Origin of the sequence: Enterococcus moraviensis ATCC BAA-383 (genome assembly GCF_000407445.1) — a bacterium.
Classification (GTDB): domain Bacteria; phylum Bacillota; class Bacilli; order Lactobacillales; family Enterococcaceae; genus Enterococcus_L; species Enterococcus_L moraviensis.
Genome location: NZ_ASWB01000002.1, coordinates 727,872 through 741,230 on the forward strand (window position 1 = coordinate 727,872; position 13,359 = coordinate 741,230).

Annotated in this window: 15 protein-coding genes and 1 riboswitch; of the genes, 10 read left to right on the plus strand and 5 right to left on the minus strand. The window is 35.6% G+C overall.

The features are described from left to right. Positions 1-36: 36 nt before the first annotated feature. On the plus strand, positions 37-1,008 hold the full coding sequence (locus I586_RS09420; protein WP_010765369.1) for a diaminopimelate dehydrogenase: 972 nt from the start codon (positions 37-39) through the stop codon (positions 1,006-1,008). A 63-nt stretch (positions 1,009-1,071) separates the two neighbouring features. On the opposite strand, the gene nrdI is transcribed toward I586_RS09420, so the two are convergent. Further along, positions 1,072-1,506 carry a class Ib ribonucleoside-diphosphate reductase assembly flavoprotein NrdI gene (nrdI, locus tag I586_RS09425; protein ID WP_010765368.1) on the minus strand — a complete coding sequence of 145 codons (435 nt, stop codon included), beginning with the start codon at positions 1,504-1,506 and terminating at the stop codon, positions 1,072-1,074. 143 nt (positions 1,507-1,649) lie between these two features. On the opposite strand from nrdI, the gene I586_RS09430 reads away from it, so the two are divergent. From I586_RS09430 to I586_RS09445, 4 genes are all read left to right on the plus strand, one after another. Then, positions 1,650-2,111: a hypothetical protein gene (locus tag I586_RS09430; protein ID WP_010765367.1), complete on the plus strand. Its 462-nt coding sequence runs from the start codon at positions 1,650-1,652 to the stop codon at positions 2,109-2,111. Positions 2,112-2,435: 324 nt separating this feature from the next. Beyond that, positions 2,436-2,534, plus strand: a riboswitch (TPP riboswitch). Positions 2,535-2,587: 53 nt separating this feature from the next. Further along, positions 2,588-3,193: an energy-coupled thiamine transporter ThiT gene (gene thiT / locus I586_RS09435; protein WP_010765366.1), complete on the plus strand. Its 606-nt coding sequence runs from the start codon at positions 2,588-2,590 to the stop codon at positions 3,191-3,193. Between the two features lie 341 nt (positions 3,194-3,534). Further along, entirely contained in the window at positions 3,535-4,074 is a 540-nt protein-coding gene (locus tag I586_RS09440) for a sigma-70 family RNA polymerase sigma factor (RefSeq protein WP_010765365.1), read from the plus strand. After that, on the plus strand, positions 4,067-4,993 hold the full coding sequence (locus tag I586_RS09445) for a hypothetical protein (RefSeq protein ID WP_010765364.1): 927 nt from the start codon (positions 4,067-4,069) through the stop codon (positions 4,991-4,993). Before I586_RS09440 ends, I586_RS09445 begins: the two co-directional genes overlap by 8 nt. A 402-nt stretch (positions 4,994-5,395) precedes the next feature. On the opposite strand, the gene I586_RS09450 is transcribed toward I586_RS09445, so the two are convergent. Beyond that, positions 5,396-5,794: a VOC family protein gene (locus I586_RS09450; RefSeq protein WP_010765363.1), complete on the minus strand. Its 399-nt coding sequence runs from the start codon at positions 5,792-5,794 to the stop codon at positions 5,396-5,398. A gap of 147 nt (positions 5,795-5,941) precedes the next feature. Between I586_RS09450 and I586_RS09455 the strand changes: the two genes are divergently transcribed. Further along, positions 5,942-7,174 (plus strand): glycoside hydrolase family 3 protein, encoded by a 1,233-nt coding sequence (locus I586_RS09455; protein ID WP_010765362.1) that lies wholly within the window; start codon positions 5,942-5,944, stop codon positions 7,172-7,174. 62 nt (positions 7,175-7,236) lie between these two features. On the opposite strand, the gene I586_RS09460 is transcribed toward I586_RS09455, so the two are convergent. From I586_RS09460 to I586_RS09470, 3 genes are all read right to left on the minus strand, one after another. After that, positions 7,237-8,088 carry a MurR/RpiR family transcriptional regulator gene (locus tag I586_RS09460; RefSeq protein WP_010765361.1) on the minus strand — a complete coding sequence of 284 codons (852 nt, stop codon included), beginning with the start codon at positions 8,086-8,088 and terminating at the stop codon, positions 7,237-7,239. Between the two features lie 101 nt (positions 8,089-8,189). Continuing rightward, the gene (locus I586_RS09465; RefSeq protein ID WP_010765360.1) at positions 8,190-9,029 is read right to left on the minus strand and encodes a Cof-type HAD-IIB family hydrolase; all 840 of its coding nucleotides are present in this window, start codon (positions 9,027-9,029) and stop codon (positions 8,190-8,192) included. A gap of 26 nt (positions 9,030-9,055) precedes the next feature. Beyond that, positions 9,056-9,439, minus strand: coding sequence for a VOC family protein (locus tag I586_RS09470; RefSeq protein WP_010765359.1), 384 nt, complete (start codon positions 9,437-9,439; stop codon positions 9,056-9,058). A gap of 514 nt (positions 9,440-9,953) precedes the next feature. Between I586_RS09470 and I586_RS09475 the strand changes: the two genes are divergently transcribed. The 4 genes from I586_RS09475 to I586_RS17250 all read left to right on the plus strand — a co-directional run bounded on the left by I586_RS09475 (position 9,954) and on the right by I586_RS17250 (position 13,354). Next, a complete protein-coding gene (locus I586_RS09475; protein ID WP_010765358.1) occupies positions 9,954-11,456 on the plus strand; it encodes an Lsa family ABC-F type ribosomal protection protein in 1,503 nt (500 codons plus the stop codon). Positions 11,457-11,594: 138 nt separating this feature from the next. Continuing rightward, positions 11,595-12,245: a TetR/AcrR family transcriptional regulator gene (locus I586_RS09480; RefSeq protein ID WP_010765357.1), complete on the plus strand. Its 651-nt coding sequence runs from the start codon at positions 11,595-11,597 to the stop codon at positions 12,243-12,245. Then, positions 12,232-13,194, plus strand: a complete 963-nt coding sequence (locus I586_RS09485; protein WP_010765356.1) for an alpha/beta fold hydrolase — start codon at positions 12,232-12,234, stop codon at positions 13,192-13,194. The genes I586_RS09480 and I586_RS09485 overlap by 14 nt, the downstream gene beginning before the upstream one ends. Continuing rightward, the gene (locus I586_RS17250; protein ID WP_010765355.1) at positions 13,187-13,354 is read left to right on the plus strand and encodes a hypothetical protein; all 168 of its coding nucleotides are present in this window, start codon (positions 13,187-13,189) and stop codon (positions 13,352-13,354) included. Before I586_RS09485 ends, I586_RS17250 begins: the two co-directional genes overlap by 8 nt. The last annotated feature ends 5 nt before the right edge of the window (positions 13,355-13,359 follow it).

A 13,359-nucleotide genomic window follows, 5' to 3' on the forward strand; every position in this document is an offset into this window, starting at 1 on the left:
CTATAATTTGAGTTATAGAAGTGGAGGAATGTAAGTATGATAAAAGTAGCAATCATCGGGTACGGGAACCTGGGTCGTGGCGTTGAACGTTCCCTAAAACAACAAAAAGATATGGAATTAGTAGGTGTTTATACAAGAAGAGCTCCTGAATCAGTTCAAACAGAAGGCGCTCAAGCGTTTACGATGGATCAGCTCGAAGATAAAAAAGGGGAGATAGACGTTTGTATTTTGTGCGGTGGTTCAGCAACTGATTTACCAACACAAACCCCTGAATGGACACATTTATTTAATACCATTGATAGTTTTGATACACATGCAAAAATTCCAGAGCATTTTGCTAAAGTGGATCATGTAGCAAAAGAAAATCAAACAACCTCAATTATCTCAACGGGATGGGATCCAGGTTTATTCAGTTTGAATCGGTTGTATGCGCAAAGTATTTTGCCGGTGGGGCAGACGAATACATTTTGGGGCAAAGGTGTTAGTCAAGGTCATTCTGATGCCTTACGACGAATTGAAGGTGTAGTTGATGCAGTTCAATATACTATTCCAAATAGTGAAGTCATTGAAAAACTTAAAGCAGGTGAAGAACTAGCGTTAGCAATTAGGGACAAACATTTTAGAGAGTGTTTTGTAGTTCTTGGTGAAGGGGTAGACGAAGAAGCAATTCGCAATGAAATTATTACGATGCCTAATTATTTTGCTGACTATGATACAGAAGTTCACTTTATTTCTCAAAACGAACTGAATGAAAATCATAAAGCAATGCCTCATGGCGGAACCGTGATTCACACTGGAACAACACACGAAAAGACCAAACAAGTGATTGAATACAAGTTGCAATTAGAAAGTAATCCTGAATTTACTGCCAGTGTTTTAGTTGCTTATGCTAGAGCTTGCGTTCGGTTAGCAAAAGAAAAACATTTTGGAGCGTACACAGTTTTAGATATTGCCCCTAAATATTTATCTGATCGAACAGATGAAGAATTAAGAAAAGAATTACTATAAGATAAAACCAGAAAATAAGAGGGGCTTAAAAAGCACCCTCTTATTTTCTTAGGTTAAATGAAATCATTTATTGATTAACTCAGCTAAAATTCTACAAACACGTTCCAAATCTTCTTGTGTTCCTCTGAGTTCATAATCTGCTAAAAAAGGAAAATTAAATTTTTGTGCATACTGTTTTGCTGTTAAGCAATACTGATGATTAAAATTTTTATTGCCACTCCCAACCACACCTAAACAATAGCGATAGTTATCATGATGCTCCAAATAGTCCCGCATCGCTTCAGTAAGAATCTCTGTATCGCCATTATCCACACCATTTCCGCCATCTAAGTAAGTTGGAACAAAGGTAACAAAAGGAGTTGTTTCATCTTCAAAAGCTGAGTTCTCATGAATCTCTTTGATTTCGATTTTCATGTTATATTTATCACAAGCATATGTTGCCAAACGTTGGACAAATGATCGCGTGTTGCCAGATATCGAAATATATAAAATTTTCACTTTCATACCTCCTAATTCATTCTGATACAATTCTACACCTTTTTCCAAAAAAATTGAATAGTGAAATGCTAGTCTTTATTATTTGTCACTAGCTCATTCATCCCCTATAATACTTCTATACATATAAGAAAAGAGGAGTAAAAATGGGATATAAAGTAGATTTTAAGAAGGTTTCAACAATTGGGTTGGAAACGTCTCCAGTTGCTGAGACATTGGCTGGATTACGTGCAAATGAAGCGCGTTACTACTGGAATAAATACAAACACGAATTCATAACAGTCCCAGTTAGTGAAGAGCCAGAAACACTCGCTTGGATTGAAAAGATTTTGGCTGAACGAGAGATGAAATTTCCATATAAAGCACTTGAAGTCTCAACGTTTGAAGTTGAGGGGATTAAGATGGCCTACGTTTTTTACGAAAATGGTTTAGTCGTTAATGTGATGTATACGCTTGAAGAAGGCGGAAAACGTGCAGTTGGGTTTAAATTATCGGATGGAATGGATATTCCAAAAGAGTTTGAAGGTAAATTCAAATTTGCTCGTCAAAAATCCAAGTTAGCTGGAACGATTCGTGGCTCGTTTTTTGTTATAAAAGGTGAATACTAGGTTATAGAGATAAAATATATTTTAAGTTAAACAAAGTAAGGCTGAATAGATGATACAGTTTCTGCTCCCACCGTTTATTTGGACACTTTGAATCATGGGGAGCTTATCTTGTAAGAACTTAGCATCGCCAATAGTGGGGATGTATCAGCTAATGTACCGATTTTTTTAATACTCTTTTTATTTTATTCTATAAAGCGGACCAAATGCTATACTGTTCTTATCAGAAAAATATCTTTCTCGTAAGTAGATTCTTTACTTTTAGCAGATAGCATGTTAATCTTTTAGTGTTGTCATTGATTATGACACAATAAAAACTAAATAGAACCCATCACAAAGGGGAGCCATGGCTGAGAATGAGTAGCAACTCTAAACCCTTCGAACCTGTTCGTTAGTACGAGCGTAGGAATTGTGATGGAGTAAATAGAAACTTTTACTCCTCCTTTGTGAATTGGCTGTTCTACAAGGAGGATTTTTTTATGCAAAGAAAAGTAGAATTACAAATTTGGATTGAAGGTACGATTATTGCCGCAATCGCGATGGTCTTGTCCTTTATTCCGACGAATATTGGAAGTAGTTTTTCAATATCATTAGGCATGATCCCAATTACACTTTATGCTTTACGAAGAGGAACGAAGGCAGGATTTTTTTCGGCGTTTATTTGGGGATTGTTGCATTTTCCATTAGCCCAAGTCTATTATTTAATGCCAGCACAGGTCATTATTGAGTATATTTTAGCGTTTGGATTTGCTGGTTTTGCAGGAGTGTACAGCGAAAAGTTACAACAAGCAATACGAGATAAAGAGTATGCAAAAAGTAGCCGAATAATTATGTATGCTTCATTTTTTGGCACACTTATGCGTTATTTTTGGCATTTCGTCGCGGGTGTCATGTTTTGGGGAAGTTTTGCTCTTTGGGGCATGAATCCGTGGCTGTTTTCTTTTGTGATGAACGGATTAAGTGGTTTAGCGACAGCAATCACAACGACTATTGTATTGATGTTACTGCTAAAAATTGATCCTCAGCTGTTTATCCCAGTAAATAAGGCAAGAATCAACCAACGCAAAAAAGAACTTGAAAAATAAAGCAGTGCTTCATTGATTTTAAATTGATCTGAGGTTGGAACAGAAGTGTTTAACTCCGAGAAATAAATAAGAAGCCTTCAAATCGTAGTGCTTTAGTACTTAGAATTTGATGTGATCGAAGCGAAGCGTAGTAGTTGCTTCTGCCTCTACAGTTCTCGTTTCACTTCGATCCTCGAAGCATTGAGGACCATTTGCTCCCACCGTTTATACGGATGCCAGGTGTCTGGGATATAACTCGCAGAGTTATGTCCCAGACACCTTTTTTAGTTATAAAAATAAAGAGAAATTTAGTGAAACCTAAAGACAAAATTTTGACACTATTAGGGTGAGGAGGTGATAAAATGGGGAAGTTTAGTTACTCAGAGAATTTGTTGATTAAAAAAGCAATCAAAGGAGACCATAATGCACTAGGGAAAATACTAAGAAAAAACCATGCGTATATCTATAAAATGGCATACATTTATATTGGTAACAAAGATGATGCTCTAGACATCATGCAAGAAGCAACGATTCAATCAATGAAATCGATCCATACGTTGAAAGAACCAGATTATTTTTTGACTTGGTTTTGTACGATAATGGCCCGACAAGCAAGTAAAGTAATCAACCAAAAAATCAAAATTCGTGCATTGCAAAACACCTCTGAGTTTGAAGAGCCAGCAGATTTATCCAAAAATACAAATCAAACAATCGACGTATTGGAAGCTGTGACATCTTTAGAAGATAAATACCGTTTAACGTTACAACTCTATTATTATCAAGATTTTTCAGTGAAAGAAATTAGTGAACTGTTGACGGTGCCAGAAGGAACAGTCAAAACGAATTTAAAACGTGGACGTGACGCACTAAAAAGAGCATTAGGGGAGGATTACTATGTCTAACAATGAAAAAAAGATCTTAGAGAACGCAATGAAAAAAATCGACGTGCCAGAAGAAGCGTTAACAGCATTAGAAACTGGATCACGGCAACGAAACACGTGGTTTCGTAAGTCACAATACAAATGGGGCGAAATCATTATTTCTAGTGTTGTTGTCGTATGTTTACTGTTTGTAGGAACGTTGGTTTGGCCAAAGGGTGAAGGGAAAAATAAGGTAAATATGTCAAATGCTTCCAGTGCAGCGTCGGGTTCTGCAGCAGGTCAAAACGAACAAACAACCACTAATTTACACTCAACGAAATATTGGAAAGTTCAAAATGAAGAAAAATATTTCAGTTTTAGTGAAGACAAAGTTCGTGTGATCATTCACTATTTTACGCAAGGGACGCCTAGATATACCTTTAAAGAGAATCAATTAGATTTGTTTTATGAAACAATTGACGATAACGATCAAACAATCGAAGAAGTTCATTCTTATCAAGTGAAAAAAGAAGGAAACAACTTGGTTTTAGAGCCTACAACAGCGAGAGAAAAACGAGTGGTATTAGAACCGCACCATGAAGAAATTTTCCCATACACAGAGGAAACTATCAAAAAACTAAAACCTGCCATAAATCCTAATTTAGCAGGTCAGTCTTCATGGACATCGATTATCAAAGGGAATAATGGTGAAAACAGTACAGTGATTTTTGATGGAACTCTTTGTAAAGAAAAAATAGATGGTGAAGAGAGATGGCTGACTGCAACCTACGAGGTAGAAGGGAATCACTTGTTGATTAACTATGGTTCATATACAGTAGGTAAAGATATGTATTGGGATGGAGAAAACATAGTTTTATGGCCAGTATCGACGACGCTTCCAGAATCAAATATAGAAGAATTTAAAGAAGAAAGCGTGACAATATTACAACCAACAAAATAAGCAAACAAGTTGAAACCTGTCTGCCAATTATTGACACTTTTCTATGATAGGAAGGCTGTTGAATGTCCAGAATTGAATGAATTGATGACACCGAATTTGAAATGTTTACCAGAACATCTTCCAAAGGAATTTATTTGCAAACCGTTGAAAGGACTAAACGGAAGCAAAACAGGGCAGATAGAGGTGTTAAACTTAGTTTGTTTTAGAAGCATTCAATTCTTAGTGCCTTCTCACGTAGAAAGTGACATAATCGAAGTGTAACGCTGTAATTACAGCTTTTCCCGCCATTTATAGAGGCTGAGATAGGACTCGTAGAGTTCCTGTCTCAGCCTCTTTTTGAAATGAAGTTAATTGAGAGGAATTGATTATCCGCGTAACACACTTAAAGCTGAATAGGATATTTTACATCTTCATCCAATTAGGTTCCAAAATATTTCCATCTGGATCTAACACTTCTAATCCAAACATGATGTCTTCTGGGATTCCCATGTCTACTTTGTAAAAATCGCCGCCATTTGCTTTAGCTGTTTCAGCAAATTTTTTCACAGCATCAGCACTTTCCATACTGAACGCGATTAAAACACCACTTTCTGTCTCCGCATTTGCAATTTTTTTATCCTTGATAAATTGACTATAAAATGTATGATCTAACAACATGATCCAAAAATGATCATCCCAAACCATCGAACTAGTTTGTTCATTAGAAAATTCTTGATTCTTTTTAAACCCTAATTTTTCATAAAATTCTGTTGAGCGTGCTACGTCAGTGACTGGAAAATTTACAAAAACCATTGTTGCCATAAAAATCCAACCTTCTCTCTTTTTTGTAGTTTGATACAGTGAAAGCATCTCATGTCAACAATTTTTTGTCAAAAATATCAGGCGCAAATAGGTGAAAAAATTGACTGATTTGGTCCAACATAATTATAATATAGTGACACTGTTAAAATGAGAGCGGTGAAGCAAGGAGGAAATACCATCAAAAATAAAACAATGATAATGAGCGCAGTGGCCATCTTGTTATTGATATTTGGAATCAGTTTTAGTGTTATTTGGTTCGTAAATAAAAGTGATCATGCTGTATCAACAAAAGAGACACATGAGACAAACGCAAGAAGCATTTCAGCAGAAAACAATTCTACCCAAAGTGAGGAAGACGTGACGGTGGAAAATCAAGAAAAAAGAATTCAAGAGCTACTTGATTCAATGAGTTTAGAAGAAAAAGTCGGGCAATTATTTTTAGCTCGAGTACCGATTGAAGGGCAACAAGAGAGTATTCAAGCGAACCATTTAGGCGGTTATATATTATTTGGTCGTGACATTGAAGGTGAATCACCAGCTAGCCTAAAGCAAAAAATTGCTTCGTACCAATCAGTGAGTAAGTTGCCACTGTTTATCGCTTCAGACGAAGAAGGCGGACTTGTGACACGTTTAAGTGGGGGAAATGGCTTGGTAGCTGAGCCGTTTAAATCACCTATGGAAATTTATCAACAGTCGGGTCTTAATGGAATACGTTCTGATATTCAGAAAAAATCAGAAATTCTACGTTCTTATGGAATTCAAGGTGGATTATTTCCAGATGCAGATGTTGCTACTGATCCAGAGGCCTTTATTTATGATCGAACGTTAGGCTTAGATGCGAAAAAAACAAGTGAGTATATTAAAATCAGCGTAGAGGAATTAAAAAAACAAAAAATTGCCTCTACGTTAAAACATTTTCCTGGTTATGGCGATAACCGTGATTCTCATGTAGAAATCGTTTACGACAATAGAAGTTTAGACACATTAAGACAAAATGATTTCTTACCGTTTAAAGCAGGTATTACTGCGGGTGCAGATAGTATCATGATTTCACATAATATAGTAACAAGTATTGATGATACCGTACCAGCGTCCATTTCTAAACCGGTACATGATGTATTGAGAAATGAATTAGGGTTTCAAGGGGTTATTATGACAGATGATATGGATATGGCTGGATTAGCTAATTTTATTTCGCAAGAAGAAGCGGGCTTAGAAGCCTTGATTGCGGGAAACGATATGATTTTGTCATCATCTTTTCAAGAGCAAATCCCCTATGTTCTACAAGGAATTGAGCAAGGGGCATACTCCGAGGCAGAGTTAAATCAATCTGTCTATCGTGTATTAAAAATGAAAAGTGACTTAGGACTTTTACAATAAGATAAAACAAAAATCGTTCAGACAAATAGTGACTGGACGATTTTTTTGTTTTGTATAGATCCTTAAACTAAATTAGGGTTCATTTTCTGATAATTTTCTAGCTTATACGCCAAGTTTCGTTCATAATCATGATTGAAAAAACTAAGATATAAACGATCAAATAGGTACATTAACGACATTCTTGTTGAAAAAGAAGAAATTTTGTTATAATGGTTCTCCAAGGATGAAAAAAGTAAAATACCATCTACTTCCTCGTTTAAAAGTGGACTGTTTTTCGATGTGATCAATAGAATCTTGCTGTTGTTTTTCTTTAACGTTTGCAGGATTTTTTTAACACTGGAACCGCGTCCTTCGTAAGATACGACAATAGCTAAATGATCAGGTGTGCTGTTTGCGGCAGATAAATTTTGGATATAATCATCAATTGGGACATGAATTCTTTTTCCTATTTCCTGCATTTGAAATTGAAAATTTTGAGCAAAATATATGTTTGCAGAGGAAGCATAAACGTCTACAAACTTGGCATTTTCAAGTAGTACATTTGTAAACGCCATGATTTCCACATTGTTTGCATCGATTGTGGATTGAACCGTTTGTTCATAGACTGTTTTTAGTTTTTTAGTCATAGCGTAATGATTATCTTCAGATGAGATGGGATAATCAATATCGATAATCTGGTCACTTGTATGCTCATTTAAATAATTTACCAGAGCAAATTTAAGGTCATTTAAGCCATCAAGATCAAGCTTATTTATCAAACGGTAAATGGTTGAGATCGAAACAAATGAATGCTCGGCTAATTCTTTTGGAGAAAAATGGATGACTTTTTCTGGAAATTCGAGAATATATTCAACAAGTGCTTTTTCACTTGTAGTAAGTTTATCTAAGTTTTTTAATTTAAGGATCAAATTCATCACATAAACCACCTTTCAGCTCAACTCGTATAAATGAATTATAACTGATTATGATCGATGTGTGTGAAAAAAGATCAGGAAAATAATCCTGATCTTTTGACTTATAGTAATTCAGCCAATGCTTTGGCAATACCATCTTCATTATTGGATGATGTAATTTTATCTGCTGCTTTTTTTAGATCATCTACAGCATTTCCCATTGCTACACCCATCCCAGCATAGTTGATCAAGGACAGATCATTATGACCATCGCCAAATGATATAATATGTTCTTCATGAATGCCAAGTGGTTTTAAGGTTTGTTCTAACGCGTTGGCTTTGTCGATTCCCTTATCAGTAAACTCAAAATAAACAGGTGCAGAAAACATACCGCTGACTGATTGTTCAAATGGTGCAAGAATGGCTTGCCAATTTTCTTGTAAATAATCAGGTTGACCAGCTACGAGAATTTTATGCAAAGGAAAATCAACAAAAGCCGCGAGATCTTCTTTTTCACATAATTGGAAGTTTCCACCACGTGACTCATACTTAATAATATTGAACAACCCATCAGGATCTCCTAAATCCAACATCCCATCAAAGACGTCATTGACATACATATATTCGTCTTTTGCAATCATCGGTTTTACATCGAATTGTTTCAAATGTTCTAATATGTTTTTACTGCTTTCAATCGAAAGTGGTTGGCTGAATAATTCTTTTTGTGTAGAGACATCTAAGACATGAGCGCCGTTATAGGAAACGATCATGCCATTGTATTTCGCCATCTCCAATTCCTCAACATATTTCAGCATGCCAGGTGTCGGTCTACCAGAAGCAAGAATAACTTTGATCCCATTTTTTTGAGCGTTGATCAGCGCTTCTTTTGTTAACGTCGTTAGTTTTTTTTCATCATTTAAAAGAGTGCCATCAATATCTAACACAATTGCTTTTACATCCATCATAATTCCTCCATTTGTCATCAAATTTAAACCGTTAACTCGATACGATTGCCCTCTGGATCTGCAATAACAGACTCATAATAACCATCACCTGTTGTTCGAAGTGGGTTTAATAATGTATAACCTTCCATCACTAAAATGTTGGTAAGCGTGTCAACATTGCTTTTATTGCCTAAAGAGATCGCCAAATGTGCAAAACCAAGACTCTCTTCTTTATGATTGCGCTCAGTGACGTCATCTCGTTGCATAAGTTCAAGTCTTGCCCCATCATTGAAAGTTAAAAAATAAGAATGGAAGCTTGTTTTTTTATTGTGGTAAAGCTCAGAGGCAGTTGCATTGAAATACGTTTCATAAAAGATCCGCATTTTTTCTAAGTCTGTTACCCATAAACCAATGTGTTCAATTTTCATTGTATAATCTCCTTATCATTTGATTCCGTTCAGGTAGTCTCTATTTAGTCTTAGTATAGAGGAAAAACAGGTGACAAAGTGAGGAATCATAGAGATTGACAGTCTTTTTTCAAAAATAATAAGAATCAATATGAAAAGCTGAAAATTTATATTCAATAAATAAAAGTAGTTGTATCGTAATTTTTCTGTCCATCAAGGTTGGACATGCATTTTGTCCATTATTTTTGAGAATTATAGACATGTGGAGTTGACAAAACTAAAAACAACATGATATATTGAATGAAATAAAATCGAAGTGAGGGATCCGTGCGTTGAAAAATTAAGTCAATTTGTTGAAGCTGCATTCAGACTGTACCTTGAAGAATCATCAAGGGAGCAGTGTGCAGATTTTCAGGATTGGCATTGATTTTTCAGCGTATGGATCTTTTTGTGTACGCTCAAATGTATGACCGATTCTGAAAAGAACAGAAGGAATAAGAAAGATTCCTTCCGCTTTTCTTAATGAGGTGAGACGATGTCAAAAATTGAACTAAAAAATATAACCTTTGGCTATGATACTCAAGGAACGTTACTTTTTGATCAAGCAAATCTAAACTTTGATACACAGTGGAAACTAGGCTTGATTGGGAGAAATGGTCGTGGTAAAACCACACTGCTAAATATCTTACAAAATAAATTAGCCTATAACGGGCAAATTATCCATCAATTGGACTTTCTGTATTTTCCACAACCAATTGAAAACAAACAACAATTAACCTATTACGTGTTGCAAGAAATCAGTGAGTTTGAACAATGGGAAATTGAGCGAGAACTGAATTTGTTGCAAGTCGATCCAGAGATTTTATGGCGTGATTTTGAGACACTTTCTGGTGGAGAACAGACGAAAGTCTTATTGGCACTGTTGTTTATCGATGAGTATCATTTTCCCTTGATCGATGAGCCAACCAATCACTTGGATATTGTAGGACGTAAACAAGTAGCTGAATATTTAAAAAAGAAACGCCAAGGTTTTATCGTAGTCAGCCACGATCGTAGTTTTGTAGATGAAGTGGTCGATCATGTTTTATCTATCGAGAAAAGCCAATTAGAGCTGTATCAAGGGAATTTTTCAGTTTATGAAGAGCAAAAGAAAATCAAAGATGAATTCGAATTGGCTCAAAATGAAAAGTTGAAAAAAGAAGTTAGCCGTTTGAAGAAAACAGCGGCAGAAAAGGCTGAATGGTCCCGCTCTAAAGAGCAAGATAAATATGGTAAAGCATCAGAAAAAGGCAGTGGCGCAATCTATGATACTGGAGCGATTGGTGCACGAGCTGCCCGCACAATGAAGCGTGCAAAAACGATTGAGCATCGAATGGAGTCTCAACTATCTGAAAAAGAAGCACTGTTAAAAGATATCGAATATATCGATCCATTAACAATGAATTATCAGCCAGCCCATCACAAACGATTATTAGCAGTCGAAAATCTAGTATTGGGGTATGCAGGGCAAACGTTGTTTCAGCCGATTTCTTTTGAAGTAAATCAGGGCCAACGAATTGCTTTAGCTGGACGAAATGGTTCTGGAAAATCATCGATCATCCGTTTTTTACTTGGCCAATTTGATGGGGAAAGTTCAGGAGATGTTATTCGACCAACCAACTTAAAAATAAGTTATGTTCGTCAAAATTATGAAGATAATCATGGAACCTTACTTGAGTTCTCCGAAAAAAAAGGATTGGATCATCAAGCGTTTCTTAATAATTTGCATAAATTAGGGATGGAAAGAGAAGTCTTTCAAAACCGTATCGAACAAATGAGTATGGGCCAACGAAAAAAAGTCGAATTAGCAAAATCTTTAGCACAACCAGCAGAATTATACATTTGGGATGAACCTCTAAATTATCTGGATGTGTTTAATCAAGAACAATTAAAAGCACTGATTTTATCAGTCAAACCAGCTATGCTTTTGGTTGAACATGACCAAGTTTTTTTAGAGGAAGTTGCGAGTAAAGTCATTACGTTAACTGAACATGAATAAAATAGAAACTGTCAAATGGCGAATAAGAATACGTCACTTGGCAGTTTTTTTGTCATCATATTCTTTGACTAGAGTATAAATAAAGTGTATTCTATAAAAAAACATTCATCCGGTATGTTTTTCGAAAGGAGAATAAAATTGACGAAACGATACGACACCGAAGCAACGGTTCAAGATATTTTAGATGCGGCAACTCGATTATTTGTAGAAAAAGGCTATGAAAAAACAACGATTCAAGATATTGTCAATGCGTTAGATGGATTATCTCGTGGGGCGATTTATCATCATTTTCGGTCTAAGGAGGCTATTATTGACGGAGTTGTTAGACGTTTGATTCCAGATACAGCTTATCTTAATGACATCAGCAATCGTACAGACCTTAATGGATTAGAGAAGATGCAACATTTATTATTAGAAACACTATTCAATAAAGAAGTAGGGGCATCCTTTCAATTAGCCTATTCCCTATTTGATAATCCTAAATTTTTTATGATGTATATCATGAACACTAACGAAGTTTTAGCACCACAAATCGAACGGTTTATCAACGAAGGAAACAACGATAAATCTTTACAGATCGAATACCCAAAGCAAGTGTCAGAAATCATCGTTTTACTTTTAGGGACCTGGTTTATTGTGGCCCTTTTTCCAAATACGATCGAAACGTTTTGGGATAAACTCTATGCAACAAAATATGTATTAGAGGGAATCAAACTTAATTTATTAAGTGATGAAATAATGGAAAAAATCATAAATGGAATAAAAGAGGCTGAAAATGAAAAAAAATAAAAAACGTGGATTTAAACGTGTGTTACATGTTCTTATGATTGTTTTGTTAGCATTTTTAGGCTTGATAACTGTGACTATGGCTGGTATTTATGGTGTAAATCAGGTTAGTTTACGAAAAGAAGCGAGCCAAATAAAAGAGTATGGTAAAAAAATCAAAGTATTTGACGGAACAATGAATGTACTCGATGAAGGCCAAGGCAAAGAAACGATTGTACTGCTTCCAGGATATGGAACAGCTAGTCCAGGATTAGATTTCAAACCATTAACAAATGAATTGACAAACGATTATCGAGTCGTGACGATTGAACCTTTTGGGTATGGACTAAGTAGTCAAACGAAACGAGAGCGTAGTGCGAAGAATATGGTGGAAGAAATCCATGCAGTGTTGGAGAAGTTAGGCATCGATCGCTTTATTTTGATGGGGCATTCAATTGCAGGAATTTATGGATTGAATTACGTAGATACGTATCCTCAAACGGTTAAAGCTTTCGTTGGTATTGATACAAGTTTACCTGATCAACCTTGGACGGGTTTTGATGATACCTTACCTAATTTTATTCAAAAGTCTGGATTGATGCGTGTACTTGTTAAATTAAGCCCAGAAAGTTTCAAAGTTGAAGGAATGGACGATGAGACGTACAATCAGCTGCGCATGCTTAACTTGAAAAACCTAAGTAATGACACCGTGAGAAGAGAAGGCAAAGCGTTAGATAACACTTTTAAAGACGCAAAAAAACTATCTTTTCCGAGAAATCTTCCCGTGTTGTTATTTGTAGCAAAAGAAAATGATGCAACATTAGATAATTGGCTTGAACTTCATAAAGAGCAAGCAGCAAGTGTGACTAGAGGAGAGGTAATTGAGCTTCCCGGAACGCATTATCTGCATCACAACCAATCAAAAACAATTGCAGAAGATGTAAAAAAATTTATGAGTGAAAATAATGACTAGAGAAGAAAAGAAAGTACAAATCGTCGGTTCAAAAACGTCGATTTGTACTTTTTTTATTTATGAGGGAAAGCCAAATGCTTCTACTATTGTCATTCTTAGTCATCTTTGCCATAATAATAATAGAAAACAAAAAGAGAATGGAATGTCTTTGGAGAAATGAGAAAG